Consider the following 19,199-nt stretch of genomic DNA (forward strand, 5'->3'; position numbering starts at 1 on the left):
CCGGGTGGTGAGGCCGATCAGGCGGCGCGGAAGAAACCGTCGTACAGCGGCATCAGCTCGGGGAACTCCTGCGCGAAGCGCTCGCGGCTGACGAAGTAGGCCTCGCAGGTGACGGCGAAGAACTCGGCCGGATCCTTGGCGGCGTAGTCGTCCAGCCAGGGCGTTTCGCCACCAAAGCGCTCGGCCATGGACACCGCCTCGCGGAAGCGGTCGTAGGCGGTCTGCATGGTTTCTCGCCAGAGGTCCCGGGCCTGCGCGGGCTGGCGCGTGCCCATGAAGCCTGACGGCAGGGGCGGTGCGCCATCCGGCACGTCGCCCAATTGCATGCCGCGCATGTCCATCTTGTGCACGAACTCGTGGATCACCACGTTGTGGCCCTGGTGTGCACCCTCGCTGGCGCGGGCCACGTCCTCCCAGCTCAGCATCATGGGACCACGGTCCATGGCCTCTCCCGCCAGGACTTCGTCGTAGTGGTGCACCACACCCGCGCTGTCCATGGTCTTGCGCCGTGCCACGACCGCCCCGGGTTGCACGACGATGCCGACGAAGTCGCCGTACCAGTCCAGCAGCTCCAGCGGATCGCGTACCGGTTCGCCTGAGACGCCGCGCATGTGCAGCAGTGGCAGACAGGCCTGGGCCGCAATGGCCAAGGCCATGGCATCGGTGACCACAAGGCCGTTGGCCCCATGGAACTCCTTCTCCAGCAGGAAGTGGCTGCTCAGTGCACGCAGCCGGGCCTGTTCCTGCTCATCCAGCGAGGCCAGAAAGGCGTGGCTGTCCAGGGTCTTGCGCCACAGCCTGTCGGGTACCGGAGGCGGGCGGCGCAGCCTGCGCGGCAGCCAACTCTTCAGCAGGTCGAGCACGGGGGGGTGGCTCCGTCGGGCGACAACCTCAGGCGTCGCAGGCCCTGGCTGTCGAGCCGCAGAACTTCGGCTCGCGGGGGGGTGGCGCCGGCATCCCAGTCGCTGAGCACCACGCGGCACAGACCGGGCCCACCGAGCGCATGCTCGCCGGGGCGGTGCGTATGTCCGTGAACCAGCGTGGCGGCCTGGGCACTTTGCAGCCATTCGCGGGCTGCAGTGGCATCGACGTCCGCCCAGAGGCTGGGGTCGTGCCCTGTGTCGCGCTTGCGTGCTTCACTTTGCGCGCGCAGCCCACGTGCCACCGCCTCGCGTTGTTCCAGTGGCTGCGCCAGGAACTCGCGCTGCCATGCCGGTGCGCGCACCTGGGCGCGAAAGCGCATGTAGTCGGTGTCGTCCAGACACAGCGCATCTCCGTGGCTGAGCAGCCAGCGCTGCCCCAGGAAGACGAGCACGGTCGGGTCTTCCAGGCCTTGCATGCCGCAGGCTTCCAGTGCCTTGGGCCCCAGCAGGAAATCGCGATTGCCGTGCAGGAAGAACACCGGTGTGTGCAGGCTGTGGGCATGCAGTGCCTGCGCGCAGGCACGCTGGAATTCACGCTCGCCCGTGGCGGGCGTACCGGCGTCGAGCACATCGTCGCCCACCCACACCTCGAACAAATCGCCCAGGATGAACAGCGCGTCCGCGGCGCGCCCCAGCGGGGGATGCGCCAGGTACCGCTGCCAGGCCTCAAAGGTACCGGGCTCACTGGCCTGCAGATGCAGGTCAGAGATGATATCCACCACCTGCCAATGCGCGGGCGCGCTCAACTCGGCGAAGCGGCCTGCGTCCTTCACCCCAGGCCTTTCCCCGAAAAGGAAGACCCGCAGCCCTCACGTGACCGAGAGCCCCTGCGCCCTCCACCCAGAGATGCCGAGGGTCCGGCTCCGCCGGCCCAAGGTACCCGCGCGAGCGAAGCGAGGCGTCCCGATCCCAGAGATGCCGAGGGTCCGGCTCCGCCGGCCCAAGGCATCGTCCCCCCTCCCAGCGCCGCAGGCGCGCCAGAGAGGGGGGAAGCCGCGCAGCGGCGCAGGGGGGAGCCTCCCATCACACCTCGACAGCCTTCTCGATCACGACGTCCTCCTTGGGCACGTCGTCGTGGAAGCCCTTGCGGCCGGTGGGCACGCCCTCGATCTTCTTGACGATCTCGGTACCGGAAACCACCTTGCCGAACACCGCATAGCCCCAGCCTTGCGCGCTGGGTGCGGTGTGGTTGAGGAAGCCGTTGTTGGCCACGTTGATGAAGAACTGGGCCGTGGCCGAATGCGGATCGCTGGTGCGGGCCATGGCGATGGTGTAGGTGTCGTTCTTGAGACCGTTGTTGGCCTCGTTGGCGATCGGTGTGTCGGTGGCCTTCTGGTTCATGCCCGGCTCGAAGCCGCCACCCTGCACCATGAAGCCAGGGATCACGCGGTGGAAGACCGTGTTGTTGTAGTGGCCCTTGTTCACGTACGCCAGGAAGTTGGCCGTGGACTGGGGCGCCTTCTCGGCATCGAGTTCCAGCGTGATCACGCCATGTCCGGCAATGTGAAGTTCGACTTTGGGGTTGGCCATGTTCATTTCTCCAGGGTGGCTTTGAGGATGGTGATGGGTGTGCGGGGCACGTTCTGGTGCATGCCCATGTCCCCCACCGGCACGGCGCGGATCTTGTCCACGACATCCATGCCGGCGATCACCTTGCCGAATACGGCGTAGCCGTACCCGTCGGGTTTGGGGGCGTTGAGGTTGGCATTGTCGACCACGTTGATGAAGAACTGGCCGGTTGCCGAATGGGGGTTGGACGTGCGTGCCATCGCGATCGTTCCACGGTCGTTCTTCAACCCGTTGCCGGTCTCCAGCGGAATGGGTGCGCGCGTGGCCTTCTGTTCGAACCCGGAGGTGAAGCCGCCGCCCTGCACCATGAAGCCGTCGATCACGCGGTGAAAGATGGTGCCGTCGTAGTGCTTGTCACGCACGTACTGCAGGAAGTTGTCCACGGTCTTGGGCGCCTTGTCGGGGTAGAGCTCGAGCACGATGTCGCCCATCGAGGTGTTCAGCCGGACCTTGGGGGCGGCGGCACCTTGCGCGGCCACGGACAGCGGCAGGCTCATCGCGGCCAGGACCGTGACCAGCAGTCGGCGCGAGATGCCGGCGCGGGCGAGGAGGGTAGGGGTCGTCATCAGATGCTTCCTTCAAAAAAGATGGTCCAGCGGTCGCGCTCGCGCGTCCAGTACTGCCGCTTGGTGACGCCTCGGCTGTACCCGGCGGGTACCTCGCCGAAGGTGACCACCATGGTGTCCTCCTGGTCGCGCCAGCGCAGCACCGACAGGTCCTTGAGTTGCAGTTCGCGCCCACCGTTGGAGCGCAGTTCGGTTTCCACGCGCGGCCACCACTGGGCGAGGTCGCGTCCCTGGTTCATGAACCGTTCGGAATAGAAGCCCTTGAGCCGGTCTGCATCGCCCGTGCTGCGCGCCAGGCGCCAGGCCTCCAGGACCTCGTTGAACTGCTGTCGTTCATCAGCCAGCGCATCGGGCTGCACCCACTGCAGTTCCGGCGCGATCACCACCGGCGTGGTCCGGATGCGCACGGTGGCCAGCACCCGCTCCAGGTCTGGGTTGGAGAGCACGACGCAACCATCGGAGGCCTGTGGCGCGCGCGCGAACTGCTCGCTGGGCGTGCCGTGCAGCCAGATACCGCTGCCTGTCTTGCCGCGCTGCACGTCCAGCGGATTCGGGTAGTTGATGGGCAGTGCGCCCACGCCATACAGGTCAGGCAGATTGGCCGGGTTGAGGGTGCTGGTGATGAAGTAGACGCCGGTGGGCGTGCGCTTGTCGCCCTCGGCGACCTTCTCGATGCCCTGCAGTCCTACCGAGATGTAGTAGTCGCCCAGCAGTTTGAGCTTCGGCTGCGCATCGGCCCCGGCGTCGGCCTGCGGCCTGGCATTGAGGTTCTCGAACAGGTAGAGGCGCGAGCGCGCGGCATCGATCGCGATGGCGTGGCGGTTCTGGTTGGAGAGCGTCAGGAACTGCGTCGGAATGGCCCCTTCGGGTGGCCGTTCCGTGAGGGCGCGCAGGCGTCGGCGTGATTCTTCGCGCAGCGTGTCCAACTGCTGTGCGCCGGCCTGCGCCGTGGTGTCGGGCACATCGCCCAGCAGGCGCACCGGGCGCGCCTGCAGGCTGAGCAGGTCGCCATAGAGGAGTTGGGCGAGCTGGAAGTTCGGGTGGTCGCGCACCAGAACCTCGGCCCTTTGCAAGGCCTGCCTATGCTGGCCCTGGCCGATGAGCTGGTAGATCCCGATCAGCCTCGCCTCCGCATCTCCCATGAGCGGCTGGATCTGCTGCAGACGCTCCGGTGTCAGTGGTGCGCTGGTCAGGCCCGAGCGGCTGTTGCCCGCAAGCCCGCGTGCCAGGTCGTCCATGCGCGCCAGCGCGCTGTCGATCAGAGCGGGTGGGCGGGCCAGGGTGTAGGCGTTCCCGTCCGTGGGGTGCTGGGGGATGTGAGGCAGGCGACCCAGGGCCAGCGTGCCGAGCAGTGCCAGCACGAGCAAGGCGAGCAGCCCCGCAAGCGCCCGGCCCCGGGGCGTGCGCCAGCGCATGCCACCGTTGCCCGGTTCCATCAGGTCCCCCGGCAGGCCGGCATGGCCTCGCTGCGCAAACCGCCGGTTGGCCATCAGGATCCCGTGGATTCCCGCACGATGAGCCACCGGTTGCCGCTCTTGACGAGGTCCAGGGTCTTGCGGCTGGTGACGTTCAGGGTGTCCGAGGCGTATTCCTGGCGGAAGCGTGCCGTTGCGCGGTTGGCGTCCACCGCGGTGATGGTGAGTTCACTCACTTCCACGCCGATGCGCGAACGCGGCTCGATGCGTGCGCGGCGCTCGGCCTCCCATGCGGCGCGGGACTGCCCGCCGGGTGGGGTGAAGCCCGGGCCGTAGGCCGCGAGGTAGCTGGCCACATTGCGCGACGACCAGGCCTTGGCCCATGCCGCCACGGCGGCCTCCACCTCGCGCTGTGTGTCACCGCCGACCGAGGGCGCAGCGGCCGCAGCGGAGGCGGGCGCGGGCGCCGGAGCGGCCGTGGATGCGGTGGGCGCGGGGGCCGCAGCGGGTGCAGGCGCGGCCGCAACAGGCGCCGGCGGCCGCGCAGGTGCCACTGCTGGCGCAGTGGCAGCCGCCACCGGCGCGGCCAGGGCACCGGCCTTGCCGGTGTTGCCGGCGAACAGGTTGCGGATCAGGCTGAGCTTGGGTGCCACGGCGGTGTTGCCCGCATCGAGCTGCAAGGCCTTGCTGTAGGCCTGGCTCGCGAGCTTGGCATACACGTCGCCCAGGTTTTCATGGGCGGTGGCATAGCTCGGGTTGGTGCGGATCGCCATCTCCAGCGCGGCGCGGGCCTTGTCGAACTGGCTCTGGCCGGCATAGAGCACGGCCAGGTTGTTGTAGGGCTCGGGCAGCTCGGGGTAATCCTCGGTGAGCTTGGCGAAGGTGGTGATGGCCTCGGCGGACTTGCCACTCTCGGTCTGGATCACGCCCTTGAGGAAGCGCATCTGCGGGTCGCGTGGTTTGCTGGCCAGGTACTGGTCGGCCTTGTACATGGCTTCGTTGTACTGGCCGGCGCGCACCAGGCGGTTGACCTCGGCGTACTCGTCGGATTGCGCCCAGACCGTGGATGTGCCTGCCAGCAGCGCCATCGCCACGCCGAGCACGGCATGGCGCAGACGCAGGGTCCGTGCGTTGGACGGCGCGGCGGTGTTGAAGCCGGACTGGGATTTCGCGGAGTGGCGCATGGGACCTCGGAGGCGAACCCGGCGTGCCGGAATGGGGCGGCGCCGGTGAAACGTTGATCGAAGGCCCGCAGCCGCACAGGGGTGCACCAACGGGCTGGATATACTGGCGGATTGTATCTGAGGGGGTCCGGTTCCCTGGGGCTTGCCGGGCCATCCGCAGCACTGGCGGGCCCGGGTGTTGCAGGGTGTCACACAAGGCACTGCCACCGATGCCCGGATGCTGAACATTGCCTTCGTCGTCTCCTGCCCGCTGCCGCTCCATGTCCCTGAAAATCCACAACTCGCTGACCAGACGGCTGGAGGCGTTCCAGCCTATCGAGCCAGGGCATGTGCGCATGTACGTCTGCGGCATGACGGTGTACGACCTGTGCCACCTGGGCCATGCCCGCTCCATGCTGGCCTTCGATGTCGTGCAGCGCTGGCTCAAGGCCAGCGGTTACCGCGTGACCTATGTGCGCAACGTCACCGACATCGACGACAAGATCATCGCCCGCGCACTGCAGAACGGCGAGACCATCACCGCGCTGACCAACCGCATGGTGGACGCGCTGCACCAGGACGCCGATGCCCTGGGCATCGAACGGCCCACGCATGAGCCGCGTGCCACGGAGTACGTGCCGCAGATGCTGTCGCTGATCGAGCGGCTCGAATCGCGCGGCCTGGCCTACCGGGCCGAAGGCGGCGATGTGAACTTCGCGGTGCGCAAGTTCGACGGCTACGGCAAGCTCTCCGGCAAGTCGCTGGACGAGTTGCGGGCCGGCGAGCGCGTGGCCGTGAACGACGGCAAGCACGACCCGCTGGACTTCGTGCTCTGGAAGGCCGCCAAGGCCGAGGAACCGGCAGAGGCCAAATGGCCCAGCAACTACGGCGCGGGCCGCCCAGGCTGGCACATCGAATGCTCGGCCATGAGCTGCGAGATGCTGGGCGAGACCTTCGACATCCATGGCGGCGGTGCGGACCTGCAGTTCCCTCACCATGAAAACGAAATAGCCCAGAGCGAGGGCGCCACGGGGCAGCCGCTGGCGCGTGTCTGGATGCACAACGGCTTTGTGCGCGTGGACAACGAGAAGATGTCCAAAAGCCTGGGCAACTTCTTCACCATCCGCGAAGTGCTCGGCAAGTACGACCCCGAGACCGTGCGCTTCTTCGTGTTGCGGGCGCACTACCGCAGCGCGCTCAATTACAGCGATGCCCATCTCGACGATGCGCGTGGCGCACTCAAGCGCCTCTACACCGCCTTGTCGCAGGTCGCTGCGGCACCACTGGAGCGCATCGACTGGGGGCAGCCGCACGCGCAGCGCTTCCGTGCCGCGATGGACGAAGATTTCGGCACGCCAGAGGCCGTTGCCGTGCTCTTCGAACTGGCCAGCGAGGTGAACCGCACGCGCGATGCGGACCTGGCAGGTCTGCTGCGCGCGCTGGGCGGCGTGCTCGGCTTGTTGCAGAGCGATCCGGCCGCCTACCTCCAGGCCGGCGGTGCACATGGCGACGGGCCGGACGAGGCCGCGATTCTCAGCCTGATCGACCAGCGTGCCGCCGCCAAGAAGTCGCGCGACTTCGCGCTGGCCGACTGCATTCGGCAGGACCTCCTCGCACAGGGCATCGTGCTCAAGGACGGTCCCGCCGGCACCACCTGGGAGCGTGCCTGATGGCCACCGCCAGCAGCCTGCCGCAGGACGCGCCCGCCTACTGGGCGGACGCCTGCCGGCACCTGATGAAACGGGACCGGGTGATGAAGAAGCTCATTCCCCAGTACGGCGGCGCCTGCCTGCAGTCGCGCGGCGATGCCTTCGTCACGCTGGCGCGCAGCATCGTGGGTCAGCAGATCTCGGTGAAGGCCGCGCAGTCGGTGTGGGACCGGTTCGAGTGCCTGCCGCGCAAGATGACGCCGGCCTACGTCCTCAAGCTCAAGGTGGACGACATGCGCGCGGCCGGCCTCTCCGCGCGCAAGGTGGAATACCTGGTCGATCTGGCCCTGCACTTCGCCAACGACCAGGTGCACGTCAAGGGCTGGGCGACGATGGACGATGAGGCCATCATCGCCGAGCTGGTGGCCATCCGCGGCATCGGTCGATGGACCGCAGAGATGTTCCTGATCTTCCATCTGATGCGGCCCAACGTATTACCGCTGGACGACATCGGTCTGCAGAATGGCATCAGCCAGTGCTACTTTTCCGGCGAGCCTGTCAGCCGCAGCGAGATCCGCGAAGTGGCGGGCTCCTGGGCTCCGTATTGCAGCGTGGCGACTTGGTATATTTGGCGGTCGCTCGATCCGCTGCCGGTGAGCTACTGAACCCGCCGGCCCGTCGGGACGTCGTTGACAAGACAAGGAGTTGACCTTGGCCAAAAAGACCTTTCTGGATTTCGAGCAGCCGATCGCCGAGCTCGAAACCAAGATCGAGGAACTTCGCTATGTGCAGACCGAATCCGCGGTCGACATCTCCGAGGAAATCGAACAGCTCGCAGGCAAGAGCCTGCAACTCACCAAGGACATCTACAGCAACCTCACGCCGTGGCAGATCACCAAGATCGCCCGCCATGCCGACCGGCCCTACACGCTGGACTATGTGCGCGAGATCTTCACCCACTTCGTGGAACTGCACGGGGACCGTCACTTCGCCGATGACCTGAGCATCGTCGGCGGCATGGCGCGCTTCAATGGCCAGCCCTGCATGGTGCTGGGCCATCAGAAGGGGCGCGACACCAAGGAGCGCGGCCTGCGCAACTTCGGCATGACCAAGCCCGAGGGGTACCGCAAGGCGTTGCGCCTCATGAAGCTGGCCGAAAAGTTCAAGCTGCCCGTCTTCACCTTCGTGGACACGCCCGGTGCCTACCCCGGCATCGACGCCGAGGAGCGCGGCCAGTCCGAGGCCATCGGCCGCAACATCTTCGAAATGGCGCAACTGGAGGTGCCCATCATCTCCACCATCATTGGCGAGGGCGGCTCTGGTGGCGCGCTGGCCATCTCCGTGGCCGACCAGGTGCTGATGCTGCAGTACTCGGTCTATTCGGTGATCAGCCCCGAGGGCTGTGCATCCATTCTCTGGAAGACCAGCGACCGCGCCAGCGATGCCGCCGACGCGCTGGGCATCACCGCGCACCGCCTCAAGGCCCTGGGCCTGGTGGACAAGATCGTCAACGAACCCGTGGGCGGCGCGCACCGCGACCACAAGCAGATGGCCGCTTTCCTCAAGCGCGCCCTCAACGACGCCTGGCGCCAGGTCGCCGACCTCAAGGTCAAGGAACTGCTGGAGCGCCGCCACGCGCGCCTCAACAGCTACGGCCGCTTCACCGACACGAAGGCCAAGTGACCCTCTGCGGGCCGGCGCTGGCAGGGTGGTGTGAACGCCACCCGCTGGCGGTGGCCGGGTCCGCTCCCCTTGCCGTCGCCTACAGCGGCGGTGCCGACTCCACCGCTTTGTTGCTGGCGGTCCGCGACCGCTGGCCGGACCGGGCGCGTGCGTTCCATGTGCACCACGGCCTGCAGGCCGCCGGCGACGACTTCGAGGCCCATGCGCGCGCGTTTTGCGCGCGGCACGGCGTGCCGTTGCGCGTGGCCCATGTGCAAGCGGCTCACGCGCCGGGGCAGAGCCCGGAAGACGCCGCGCGCCGTGCACGCTACGAAGCCCTGGCGCGCATGGCGCAGGAAGAGGGCGCCTCCTGCGTGCTGCTGGGCCAGCACGCCGACGACCAGGCCGAAACGCTGCTGCTGGCGCTCAGCCGGGGCGCCGGCCTGCCCGGCCTCGCGGCCATGCCCGAGCACTTCGAGCGGCATGGCGTGGTCTTTGGCCGGCCCTTGCTCGACCTGCCGGCGCAGGCCTTGCGTGCCGTGCTCAACGAGGCTGGCCACGCCTTCGTGGACGACCCCAGCAACGCCGACGCGCGCTTCACGCGCAACCGCATCCGCGCCACGCTGATGCCCGCCTGGGCCGAGGCATTCCCCGGTTTCCGGCTCCTGCTCGCGCGCAGTGCCCGGCACGCGGCCCAGGCACAGCGCCTGCTCGATGAGCTGGCGGCGATCGACCTTGCTGCCTGCGGCACGCCGCCGGCCATCACGCCGCTGCGTGCGCTCTCGCGCGAGCGGCAAGCCAACGCCTTGCGCGCCTGGCTGCGTAGAGAAGAGGGCGTGGCACCCAGTGCCGCGCAGCTTGAAGAACTGCTCGACCAGATTGCCGCCTGCACCACACGCGGCCATCGCATCGAGATCAAGGTCGCCAGCGGCTGCGTGGTCCGCGACGGCGAACGCCTGTGCTACCGCGCGGGCTGACACCCCCCATCCTATAATCTCAGGGTTTTGCCTGATGCAGCCGCGTCCGTGCGGACCAGCGGTCCGCGCACCGCCGATCCGGCAACCCGAGACGACTCACCAACCCGATCCAACCGATGGCTTTGATAGTTCACAAGTACGGCGGTACCTCCATGGGGTCCACCGAGCGCATCCGCAACGTGGCCCGGCGCGTGGCCAAATGGCACCGGGCCGGCCACCAGATGGTGGTGGTGCCCAGCGCCATGAGTGGCGAGACCAACCGCCTGCTCGGCCTGGCCAAGGAGCTGGCTCCGGCGAAGACCGGCACCGCCTATGGCCGCGAACTCGACATGCTCGCGGCCACCGGCGAGCAGGCGTCTTCCGCGCTGCTGGCCATTGCGCTGCAAGCCGAAGGCCTGGAGGCGGTGAGCTACGCCGGCTGGCAGGTGCCGATCATGACCAACAACGCCTACACCAAGGCCCGCATCGAGTCCATCGACGACGCGCGCATCCGCGCCGACCTGCAGGCCGGCCGCGTGGTCATCGTCACCGGCTTCCAGGGCATGGACCCTGAAGGCAACATCACCACGCTGGGCCGTGGCGGCAGCGACACCTCGGCCGTGGCCGTGGCGGCTGCACTCAAGGCGGCCGAGTGCCTGATCTACACCGATGTCGACGGCGTCTACACCACCGACCCGCGCGTGGTGCCCGAGGCCCGCCGCCTGGCCCGCGTGAGCTTCGAGGAAATGCTGGAAATGGCCAGCATGGGCAGCAAGGTGCTGCAGATCCGCTCGGTGGAGTTCGCCGGCAAGTACAAGGTGCCGCTGCGCGTGCTCTCCAGCTTCACGCCCTGGGACATCGACCTGAACGAAGAAGCCGCCTCCGGCACCCTGATCACTTTTGAGGAAGACGAAGACATGGAACAAGCCGTCGTTTCCGGCATTGCATTCAACCGCGACGAAGCGAAGATCTCGGTGCTCGGCGTGCCCGACACCCCGGGCATCGCCTACCAGATCCTGGGCGCGGTGGCCGACGCCAACATCGAAGTCGACGTGATCATCCAGAACCTCTCCAAGGACGGCAAGACCGACTTCAGCTTCACGGTGCACCGCAACGACCACCAGAAGACGCTGGACCTGCTCAAGACCAAGGTGGTGCCCGCGCTCGGTGCCGCCGAAGTGGTGAGCGACGCTCGCATCTGCAAGGTCAGCATCGTGGGCATCGGCATGCGCAGCCACGTCGGCGTGGCCAGCCGCATGTTCAAGTGCCTGAGCGTCGAGGGCATCAACATCCAGATGATCTCCACCTCGGAGATCAAGACCTCGGTGGTGATCGACGAGAAGTACATGGAGCTCGCCGTGCGTTCGCTGCACCGCGAGTTCGACCTCGACCAGACCGCCGACACCATCGCGGGTTGAGCGTCTTCGCCGGGGCTGGAGCCCGTTGAAGTTGAGGCATAATACGCAGCTTCCGGAGTGATGACCGAGTGGCCGAAGGTGCTCCCCTGCTAAGGGAGTATGGGGTGTAGAGCCTCATCGAGGGTTCGAATCCCTCTCACTCCGCCAGAATTCAGTCCAGACTGATCCAAACTGGTCCCAAAAGCCCGCGCAAGCGGGCTTTTTCATTGGGGAATTTGCCCCCTCGATGAGAAAGCCAAAAATAGGTGCTCTCGAGCGTGGTGCTCCCTGTCCGGAGGGCGCCGATGTTCAGCGCGAGAGCAGGCTCTGTGAGCCCCGGTCGATCGCCTCGCCATCCCTGTTATTGGTGGTGACGAACACGCGCCGTCTGTCCGTGCGCACGCCAATTCGTTGGCCGTTGTACCCGAACATCCAGACTTGGCCATCCGCGCCGGTGTGCAGCCCCATGCCATAGGCCGGCGCCGACTGCCAGTAGCCTTTGGCCACCAAAGGCGAGGCGGCCTCCTTGACGAACTGGCGCATGCAGGCGCTGCCGGCCTGATCGGTCAGTCTTTCCAGGACGTACAGACCGATTCGGGCGAAGTCGCGCGTGGTGGCGAACACCAGTACCTCGGCGATGCCGTTGCCCTCGCTGTCGACGAACCAGGCGGCGGACGACTCGCCACCGGCTTCCTGCCAGACCGTGGCTTCAAACCAGGCCTGCAACGGCTGCCCGGTGGCTTCGCGCACCACCAGGCTCAAGGCTTCGGAGTCCAGTCCGTTGTAGATGAATTTCTCTCCAGGCTTGAAGCGACTGGGCGCACCGTGTTTGCCGATCAGCTCGGCCAGGCTCATGCGGTGCTCGACCATGGCGTTGAAGTCTCGCAGGTTGTGAATGCCAATGTAGCCATTGCCTCCCGGGTCCTCGGCTCCGCTGGTGTAGCGCAGCAGATCGCGCACGCTGGCGCGACCATAGGCCGTCCCCTGCAATTGCGGTGCATAGGCCTGAGCGAGGTCGTCCAGGCTCTTGATGCGGCCCGCGCACAGCGCTTCTCCAACGGCCAGGGCGGTCCAGCTCTTGGTGACCGAGTAGGCGCCGATCATCGAGTCGGCCTGAGCGCCTTGGCCGTAGCCTTCGAAGAGCACCAAGCCGTTTTCCAGCAGCAGGGTTCCGTAGGTGCCACGGGCAAAGCTCTGCACCGCCGAGATCACCGGTCGTGTGGACTCGTTGTCGGGAGCCGGTGGCAGCGGGCGCACGTTGGATGCGGGCTTGAAGCGGTAGACACGGGCGGCGTTGGCCTCCAGGCCGCTGCGCACCGCTTCCGGGTTGTCCATCTTGTGCCAGGGCTGTGCCCTCAGCGGGAGCGTGAGCGCACCGAGCAGCACGGCGACCAGCAGGCGCAGGGACATCGGCAACAGCATGGCAAGCAGTCTCCTGTCTAGAGCGTGTCAAGGCGGCTGGGTTCGCGCCAGAAAGAAGATGTCGCGCACCCAGGTGTTGCCTTGTCCCCGTTGAAGCACGCCACCGGGTTCCTGGGGTCTTGACCACCCGGTGCAGCACAGGGGCTGCTGAAGAGGGGATGGGCGCAATCTACGACATAGCCGTTGCCGGCACAAGAGAGCTTCTCTGGCCGCGTTCTACGCAGCCACCACCTGCCGCATGCGCCGAGCGTCCTGGCGGTAACGCGGTGCGAGGCTGGCTTTCTGGCGGTCGCTCAGGATTTTTCCCGAGAGCTGGAAGAACTTGCGCTCCTCCTCGCGCAGGTGGTGGTGCACCTCGTGGGAGAGTTTCCTGGCCAGTGGCTTCCATTGCGCCGGGTCGTGGCGCGCACGGGCCAGGTCCTCCACGCATTCGTCGATCTCATGGTGTTCCGCCAGCGCGTGCCGCGAGGATTTCAGCCCCATGTCGTCGAACAGGATCTGGGCGTACAGAAAGCGCTCTTCGGCGGCGGCGTGGGCGGCGAGCTCCACGCGCAGTTCCTGGAACAGCGACCAGGCCAGAGGGTTGTCGGGGGCGGTGCGCAGCAGGCGCCGGCACAGCTTGCGCTGCAGTTCGTGGCTTTCTCGCAGGGCTTCGTAGATGTTGTCCATGAGGGGTGCTCCTTTCTTTCTGTGCCAGCCCAAGGCTACGCGCCTGCACCGTGCCCGCGCGTAGGACATCGCCGACTCGGGATGTCGGACAGGCTGGTGCCTCCGTTACGATGCCGGCATGGGTATCAAACGTTTTGACCATGTGGCCATCCCCACCGCGCAGCCAGAGGCGCTGATGGCGTTCTACGCCGCGCTGGGTTTCGGTGTGCCCACGCCCGAGGCGTGGCGGGCGACCGGCAAGCCGTTCTTTGCCATCCAGTTCGGCGAGAACAAGATCAATGTGCACGCGCCCGCCGCGTGGCAGAACCCGGACTTCAGACTGCGCGGTCCCACCGCCGTACCGGGGTGCGGTGATTTCTGTTTCGTCTGGGACGGCACGGTGCAGGAGGTGCTGGAGCTGCTGGCCCGGGTGGGTGCCGCGGTGGAGGTGGGGCCCATCGAGCGCGTGGGTGCGCGCGATGGCGGCACTGCGGTGGGCACCAGCGTGTACACCCGCGATCCCGACGGCAATCTGCTGGAATTCATGGTGTACGCCTGAGGCCGTTGGCCGGCACCGCACAATGCGGGCCATGCAGTCACATACACCTCAAGGTATTTCCACCGCGGCCTTTGCCACCCTCCTGCTGATCGCCTTCATGATGGGCGCGAACCATGTGGCCGCGCGCCTGGCGTTCGACCATGGGGTGAGCGTGGCCACCGCCGTGGCGTTTCGCAGTTGCGTTACCGCGCTGGTGGTCAGCCTGATCCTGCTGGCCTACCGTGTGCCGGTGCAACTGCAGTCCCGGCACCGCAAGGCGCTGTTGCTGATTGGCGTGCTGGTGGGTGTGCAAAGCCTGTGCCTGTACGCCGCGGTGGCACGGCTGCCGGTGGCGCTGGCGCTGCTGGCTTTCAACACCTACCCGTTGTGGACGGCGCTGTGGGCGCGCGTGGTGTACGGCCAGCGCGCTGCGCCGCGCGTGCTGCGCGCCATGCCGGTGATGCTGATCGGCTTGGCCCTGGCGCTGGACGTGTCCGGCGCGGCCTCGGGACTGGGTGCCACCGGCCACTGGGCGCGCATCGGTGTCGGGGTGGCGTTCGCGCTGGCGGGCTCAGCCAGCTTCGGCCTGGCGCTGGTTGTCACCCAGCACGAGACGGTGGGGCTCGATGGCCGGCTGCGCACGGCGACCACCATGGGCATCGTCGCGCTCATCGCGCTGGCGGCTTCGGGCTTCCAGGGCGGGCTGTCGCTGCCCACCGAGCCGGTCGGCTGGATGGGCCTGGCGGGCCTGACGTTTCTCTATGGCACCGCCTTCACCATCATGTTCACGGTGCTGCCGCGCCTGGGCGTGGTGGGCAATTCCGCCATCATGAACATCGAGCCCATCTTCGCGCTCGTGCTCGCCTGGGCCATCCTGGGGCAGTCCATCGCACCGGTGCAGGTGGCCGGTGGTCTGGTGGTGGTTGCCACGGTGATGTGGCTGGGCTTGCGCAAGGGCTGAGTGGCGCCGCTGTCGCCCTCAGTCTCTGGGGTCGATGGAAGCGCTCCAGCGCTCGTTCCAGTCGCCGCCGCCTCGCAGGTGCTCGATCTGCCGCCGATCGCGCTTGGTGGGCCGTCCCATGGGCTGGCTCAGCGCCGGCTCGGGGGCGACGCGGCGCAGTTCGGCCGCCTCGCGGCGCAGCCGCTGGGATTCGGCGGTTTCCTCGTAGAGCAGGGCGGCCACGGGTGCCGGCCCCCGCACGCCGCTCAGGCCCCGCACGGTGACCGTGCGTGTTTCGTGTCCGATGCGCAGCTCCAGCACGTCGCCCGGCCTGAGCTCGCGCGCGGGCTTGGCCGGCGCGCCATTGACGCGCACGCGGCCCTTGTCGATCTCTTCGCTGCTGAGGCTGCGCGTCTTGTAGAAGCGCGCGGCCCAGAGCCATTTGTCCAGCCGTACTTTGCCTTCAGATGTCATGGTGAGGGGGTGTGTGGTCGGGTGATTCCAGCGGCAGGCGCACCGTGGCGTCCAGGCCGCGCACCTGGCCATGCTGCTCGCGGTTGTCGAGGTCGATGCTGCCGCCCAGGGACTGGACGATCTCGCGGCAGATCGCCAGGCCCAGGCCCGAGCCCGACAGGCTGGGGCCCCGGCGGTGGTCGGTGGCGAACGGCTGGAACAGCCGCTCGCGCAGAGCGGGCGAGATGCCCGGCCCTTCGTCGCTGACGGTGAGCGCGGCGGTCTGCCCGTCGGTCACCAGGGTCACCGCCAGGCGCGAGGCGGCCGGGGTGTTCTTGATGGCGTTGTGCAGCAGGTTGCGGCTGAGCTCGCGCAGTGCCCATTCGTGTGCCCGCACCGGTGCCGGGTGCGCGTCGAGCGAGAAGTCCAGCGAGCGTTCGGCGATCAGCGCGGAGAGGTCCAGCGCCACCGCGCGCAGCACCTCGGACCAGTCGACCACGGGTGTGCTCTTCTCCTGCCGCAGTTGCTCCACCTTGGCCAGCGCGAGCATCTGGTTGGCCAGTTCGGTGGCGCGTTCCACGGTGTGGCCGATCTCCTCCAGCGCCTGGCGCGGCTCCACGTCGCCGCGCAGGGCGGACTGCACCTGCGTCTTGAGTACCGCCAGCGGCGTGCGCAACTGGTGCGAGGTGTCGCGCACGAAGCGCTTCTGGTGTTCGAGCAGGTGCGCCAGGCGCTGCATGTGCTGGTTGGTCGCCTCCATCAGCGGCAGCAGTTCGCGCGGCGCGCTCTCCGTGGCCAGCGGGGAGAGGTCGTTCTCCGTGCGCGCGGCCAAGGCGTGGCTCACCGCACGCACCGGGCGGGTGGCGCGCTGCACCACCAGCACCACGACCAGCACGACCACCACCACCAGGATGGCCTGGCGCCAGAGCGTGTCGGTGAGGATCTGGCGCGCCTGCGTCTGCCGCAGTTCCAGCGTCTCGGCCACCTGGATGGTGGCCATGCCCAGGCCCTGCACGCCGGCCACCGGCTGCAGCAGCACGGCCATGCGCACCGGCACACCCCGGTAGTCGTCGTCGTAGAAACTCACCAGCGCGGCGTAGATGTTGTTCTGCGGCACCCTGGCGCGTGGCGCAGGCAGGTCCTCGAAGCCCGAGACCATTTCGCCCTGGAAGCCGCTCACGCGGTAGAAGAGGCGGCTGCGGTTGTCCGCCTCGAAGGCCTCCAGCGCCGAATACAGCATGGTGGACTGCACGCGCGCCTCGCTGCCCTGGCCGCTGACCTGGAGCTGCTCTCCCAGCGACTTGGCGGTGGCCAGCAGCGTGCGGTCATAGGCCGTGTCCGCCGCCGCCAGGGCCTGCCGGTACAGCACCAGCGTGTTGATCACCATGAAGGCCACCAGCGGCAGCAGGATGCCCACCAGCAGGTTGCGGCGCAGCGACGTGGCCGCGCGCCGGGGCGGCCGTGCGGGCTTCATGCCTCGGCCTTCTTGAGCAGGTAGCCCAGGCCACGCAGCGTGACCACCTGGGCGCCGGTGTGCGCGATCTTCTTGCGCAACCGGTAGGCCACCACCTCGATGGCCTCGGGCTGCACCTGGCTCTCGCCGGGGAACACCAGTTCGAAGAGCCGTTCCTTGGCGATCGCATGGCCCGGCTTGGCCAGCAAGGCGCGCAGCAGGGCCAGCTCCCGTGGCGCCAGCTCCAGCGGCTGGTTGTCCACGTACACCGCGCCACTGTCCTTGTCCACCTGCATGCCGCACCAGGCGGCGCTGCGCGTCGCCGCGCTGGCCGCTTCCGCACTGGTGGAACGCCGCACCAGCGCGCGCAGGCGCGCCTCAAGCTCGTCCAGGTCGAAGGGCTTGGGCAGGTAGTCGTCGGCGCCCGTGTTCAGGCCCAGGATGCGGTCGCCCACGGTGCCGCGCGCGGTGAGGATGATGACCGGTGTGGTCAGGCCGGCCGCGCGTGCCTGGCTCAGGATCTCCAGGCCGTCCATGCCGGGCAGGCTCAGGTCCAGCAGCACCGCGTCCGGTAGGCTGGCCTGCCACAGGGACAGCGCGCGTGCGCCATCGTCGCAGCCCATGACCTGTATGCCTCGGCGCTCGAAGCTGCGCCGCAGGGTGGCCTGCATGGTGGGGTTGTCTTCGATCAGCAGCAGCTTCATCTGTGGCGGCATTATGGTCGGCGGCCAAGGCCGGCGCTGTCGGGCCCTAGGGTTTTCACCAGGGTCTTGGACAGCGAACTGACAGGGTGCAAGGCCAAGATGCCAGGGTCGTTTCATTCCCTCATTCCAGGAGACAAGCCATGCGTCGCGACACCTTCCTCAAATCCCTTGCCGCGCTCGCCGCCGCGGGTGCCCTGCCCAACGCCGCCTGGGCCAGCGCGAACATCAAGATGATGATTCCGGCCAACCCCGGCGGCGGCTGGGACGGCACCGGCCGCGCGCTGGGCGACGCCATGCGCGATGCCGGCGTGGCGTCTTCCGTGACCTTCGAGAACAAGGGCGGAGCGGCCGGCGCCATCGGCCTGGCCCAGTTCTTCAACGCCGCCAAGGGCGACCCCAATGCCCTGATGGTGATGGGCGCGGTGATGCTGGGCGGCATCATCACCGGCAAGCCGCCGGTGTCGATCACGCAACTCACGCCCATCGCGCGCCTGACCACCGAATACAACGTCTTCGTGCTGCCCGAAAACTCGCCCTACAAATCCATGAAGGACGTGGTCGAGCAGCTCAAGAAGGACCCGGGCAGCATCAAGTGGGGCGGCGGTTCGCGCGGCGCCACCGAGCACATCGCGGCGGCCCAGATCGCGCAGGCCGTGGGCGTGCCCGCTTCCAAGATCAACTACGTGCCTTTCCGTGGGGGCGGCGAGGCCACCGCAGCCATCCTGGGCGGCAACGTCACCATCGGCGGCAGCGGCTACAGCGAGTTCCAGCAGTACATCGAGAGCGGCAAGATGCGCGCGATCGCCGTCACCTCCGGCCAGCGCGTCAAGGGCATCGATGTGCCCACGCTCAAGGAGCAGGGCATCGACGTGGAGATCGGCAACTGGCGCGGCGTCTACGGCGCGGCGGGCATCACCCAGGCCCAGCGCGATGCGCTGACCGCCATGATCGTCAAGGCCACGCAGAGCAAGGCCTGGGCGGCCGCGGTCGAGAAGAACAACTGGACGCCGGCCCTGCTCACCGGCAAGGCCTTCGACGAGTTCGTGGACCGCGACTTCTCCTCCCTGCGCGCGACCATGGTCCGCGCCGGCATGGTCTGATCCTTTCCTGACCCCCCTCCGCGCGCCCCACGGGCGCGCCTTGAAGAAACCGCCGCCCGGCGCCGCGCGCGCCGGGTCGGCCATGGCCGTCTTGGCCGGACAAGGAGCGTCCATGGACACCCCCCAGCCCACTTCCTCTGTCAACCACCGGTCCGGGCAACTCGCCATGGGCATCGGTGCCTTGCTGGTCGCCGCCGTGCTGGCCGTAGGCGCCTGGTCCATTCCCGCGCAGGCCGGCTACGCGGGCGTCGGCCCGAACTTCCTGCCCTGGGTGGTCAGCGCGGTCATGGCGGTCTGCGGCATCCTGCTCATTCGCCAGGTGCTGACCGGCGGCTACCGCGACATGCCCGAACCCTCGGGCGCGCCGCGCGGCGACTGGCGCGCGCTGGCCTGGGTCTCGGCCGGCGTGCTGCTCAACGCGGCGCTCATCACCACCATCGGCTTCATCCTGAGCTGCGCGCTGTGCTTCGTGCTCGCGGTGCGCGGCCTGCGCGGCAGCGAAGGCAAGCCCGCTGGCGACGCCTGGCAGACCATGAAGGACGCGGTGGTGGGCGTGCTGATCGCCGCGCCGGTGTTCTGGCTGTTCACCCAACTGCTGGCCGTGAACCTGCCCGGCATCACCTCCACCGGCTGGATCTGAC

20 protein-coding genes and 1 tRNA gene are annotated in these 19,199 nt (G+C 67.9%); 10 read left to right on the top strand and 11 right to left on the bottom strand.

Annotated elements, in window-relative coordinates:
- Positions 1 to 17: 17 nt before the first annotated feature.
- From KIT53_RS10310 to KIT53_RS10335, 6 genes are all read right to left on the bottom strand, one after another.
- Entirely contained in the window at positions 18 to 863 is an 846-nt protein-coding gene (locus KIT53_RS10310; RefSeq protein WP_297751637.1) for a M90 family metallopeptidase, read from the bottom strand.
- Positions 848 to 1,696, bottom strand: a complete 849-nt coding sequence (locus KIT53_RS10315; protein ID WP_297751640.1) for a UDP-2,3-diacylglucosamine diphosphatase — start codon at positions 1,694 to 1,696, stop codon at positions 848 to 850. The genes KIT53_RS10310 and KIT53_RS10315 overlap by 16 nt, the downstream gene beginning before the upstream one ends.
- A gap of 250 nt (positions 1,697 to 1,946) precedes the next feature.
- Positions 1,947 to 2,453: a peptidylprolyl isomerase gene (locus KIT53_RS10320; RefSeq protein WP_297751643.1), complete on the bottom strand. Its 507-nt coding sequence runs from the start codon at positions 2,451 to 2,453 to the stop codon at positions 1,947 to 1,949.
- Between the two features lie 2 nt (positions 2,454 to 2,455).
- The gene (locus tag KIT53_RS10325) at positions 2,456 to 2,989 is read right to left on the bottom strand and encodes a peptidylprolyl isomerase (RefSeq protein ID WP_297751818.1); all 534 of its coding nucleotides are present in this window, start codon (positions 2,987 to 2,989) and stop codon (positions 2,456 to 2,458) included.
- 68 nt (positions 2,990 to 3,057) lie between these two features.
- The gene (locus tag KIT53_RS10330; RefSeq protein ID WP_297751646.1) at positions 3,058 to 4,548 is read right to left on the bottom strand and encodes a L,D-transpeptidase family protein; all 1,491 of its coding nucleotides are present in this window, start codon (positions 4,546 to 4,548) and stop codon (positions 3,058 to 3,060) included.
- Entirely contained in the window at positions 4,548 to 5,561 is a 1,014-nt protein-coding gene (locus KIT53_RS10335; protein ID WP_297751821.1) for a tetratricopeptide repeat protein, read from the bottom strand. The genes KIT53_RS10330 and KIT53_RS10335 overlap by 1 nt, the downstream gene beginning before the upstream one ends.
- A 356-nt stretch (positions 5,562 to 5,917) precedes the next feature.
- On the opposite strand from KIT53_RS10335, the gene cysS reads away from it, so the two are divergent.
- From cysS to KIT53_RS10365, 6 genes are all read left to right on the top strand, one after another.
- Entirely contained in the window at positions 5,918 to 7,306 is a 1,389-nt protein-coding gene (gene cysS / locus KIT53_RS10340) for a cysteine--tRNA ligase (RefSeq protein WP_297751649.1), read from the top strand.
- On the top strand, positions 7,306 to 7,950 hold the full coding sequence (locus tag KIT53_RS10345) for a DNA-3-methyladenine glycosylase 2 family protein (RefSeq protein ID WP_297751652.1): 645 nt from the start codon (positions 7,306 to 7,308) through the stop codon (positions 7,948 to 7,950). The genes cysS and KIT53_RS10345 overlap by 1 nt, the downstream gene beginning before the upstream one ends.
- 46 nt (positions 7,951 to 7,996) lie before the next feature.
- On the top strand, positions 7,997 to 8,968 hold the full coding sequence (locus KIT53_RS10350; RefSeq protein WP_297751657.1) for an acetyl-CoA carboxylase carboxyltransferase subunit alpha: 972 nt from the start codon (positions 7,997 to 7,999) through the stop codon (positions 8,966 to 8,968).
- A 17-nt stretch (positions 8,969 to 8,985) separates the two neighbouring features.
- Positions 8,986 to 9,924, top strand: a complete 939-nt coding sequence (gene tilS / locus KIT53_RS10355; protein WP_297751823.1) for a tRNA lysidine(34) synthetase TilS — start codon at positions 8,986 to 8,988, stop codon at positions 9,922 to 9,924.
- Between the two features lie 116 nt (positions 9,925 to 10,040).
- Positions 10,041 to 11,321, top strand: a complete 1,281-nt coding sequence (locus KIT53_RS10360; RefSeq protein ID WP_297751660.1) for an aspartate kinase — start codon at positions 10,041 to 10,043, stop codon at positions 11,319 to 11,321.
- A 54-nt stretch (positions 11,322 to 11,375) separates the two neighbouring features.
- Positions 11,376 to 11,468, top strand: a tRNA-Ser gene (locus KIT53_RS10365).
- Between the two features lie 141 nt (positions 11,469 to 11,609).
- Here the strand turns inward: KIT53_RS10365 and KIT53_RS10370 are convergent.
- Both KIT53_RS10370 and KIT53_RS10375 read right to left on the bottom strand, forming a co-directional pair.
- Entirely contained in the window at positions 11,610 to 12,722 is a 1,113-nt protein-coding gene (locus tag KIT53_RS10370; RefSeq protein WP_297751663.1) for a serine hydrolase domain-containing protein, read from the bottom strand.
- Between the two features lie 216 nt (positions 12,723 to 12,938).
- The gene (locus KIT53_RS10375) at positions 12,939 to 13,391 is read right to left on the bottom strand and encodes a hemerythrin domain-containing protein (RefSeq protein WP_297751666.1); all 453 of its coding nucleotides are present in this window, start codon (positions 13,389 to 13,391) and stop codon (positions 12,939 to 12,941) included.
- 118 nt (positions 13,392 to 13,509) lie between these two features.
- Here KIT53_RS10375 and KIT53_RS10380 point away from each other — a divergent pair, with 118 nt between their 5' ends.
- Positions 13,510 to 13,929 (top strand): VOC family protein, encoded by a 420-nt coding sequence (locus KIT53_RS10380; RefSeq protein WP_297751669.1) that lies wholly within the window; start codon positions 13,510 to 13,512, stop codon positions 13,927 to 13,929.
- Positions 13,930 to 13,960: 31 nt separating this feature from the next.
- A complete protein-coding gene (locus KIT53_RS10385) occupies positions 13,961 to 14,869 on the top strand; it encodes a DMT family transporter (protein ID WP_297751672.1) in 909 nt (302 codons plus the stop codon).
- Positions 14,870 to 14,887: 18 nt separating this feature from the next.
- Here KIT53_RS10385 and KIT53_RS10390 read toward each other — a convergent pair whose 3' ends face one another.
- From KIT53_RS10390 to KIT53_RS10400, 3 genes are read right to left on the bottom strand one after another with little or no spacing between them, the layout of a single operon-like run.
- Entirely contained in the window at positions 14,888 to 15,322 is a 435-nt protein-coding gene (locus tag KIT53_RS10390; RefSeq protein WP_297751676.1) for an RNA-binding S4 domain-containing protein, read from the bottom strand.
- Entirely contained in the window at positions 15,312 to 16,775 is a 1,464-nt protein-coding gene (locus tag KIT53_RS10395; RefSeq protein WP_297751679.1) for a sensor histidine kinase, read from the bottom strand. Before KIT53_RS10395 ends, KIT53_RS10390 begins: the two co-directional genes overlap by 11 nt.
- A complete protein-coding gene (locus KIT53_RS10400; RefSeq protein WP_297751682.1) occupies positions 16,772 to 17,458 on the bottom strand; it encodes a response regulator in 687 nt (228 codons plus the stop codon). The genes KIT53_RS10395 and KIT53_RS10400 overlap by 4 nt, the downstream gene beginning before the upstream one ends.
- A gap of 140 nt (positions 17,459 to 17,598) precedes the next feature.
- On the opposite strand from KIT53_RS10400, the gene KIT53_RS10405 reads away from it, so the two are divergent.
- Positions 17,599 to 18,558 carry a tripartite tricarboxylate transporter substrate-binding protein gene (locus KIT53_RS10405; RefSeq protein ID WP_297751686.1) on the top strand — a complete coding sequence of 320 codons (960 nt, stop codon included), beginning with the start codon at positions 17,599 to 17,601 and terminating at the stop codon, positions 18,556 to 18,558.
- Positions 18,559 to 18,670: 112 nt separating this feature from the next.
- Complete coding sequence (locus KIT53_RS10410; RefSeq protein WP_297751690.1) at positions 18,671 to 19,198, top strand: tripartite tricarboxylate transporter TctB family protein; 528 nt, start codon at positions 18,671 to 18,673, stop codon at positions 19,196 to 19,198.
- The last annotated feature ends 1 nt before the right edge of the window (position 19,199 follow it).

The organism is Hydrogenophaga sp., assembly GCF_026125785.1.
In the GTDB taxonomy this organism is placed as follows: domain Bacteria; phylum Pseudomonadota; class Gammaproteobacteria; order Burkholderiales; family Burkholderiaceae_C; genus Hydrogenophaga.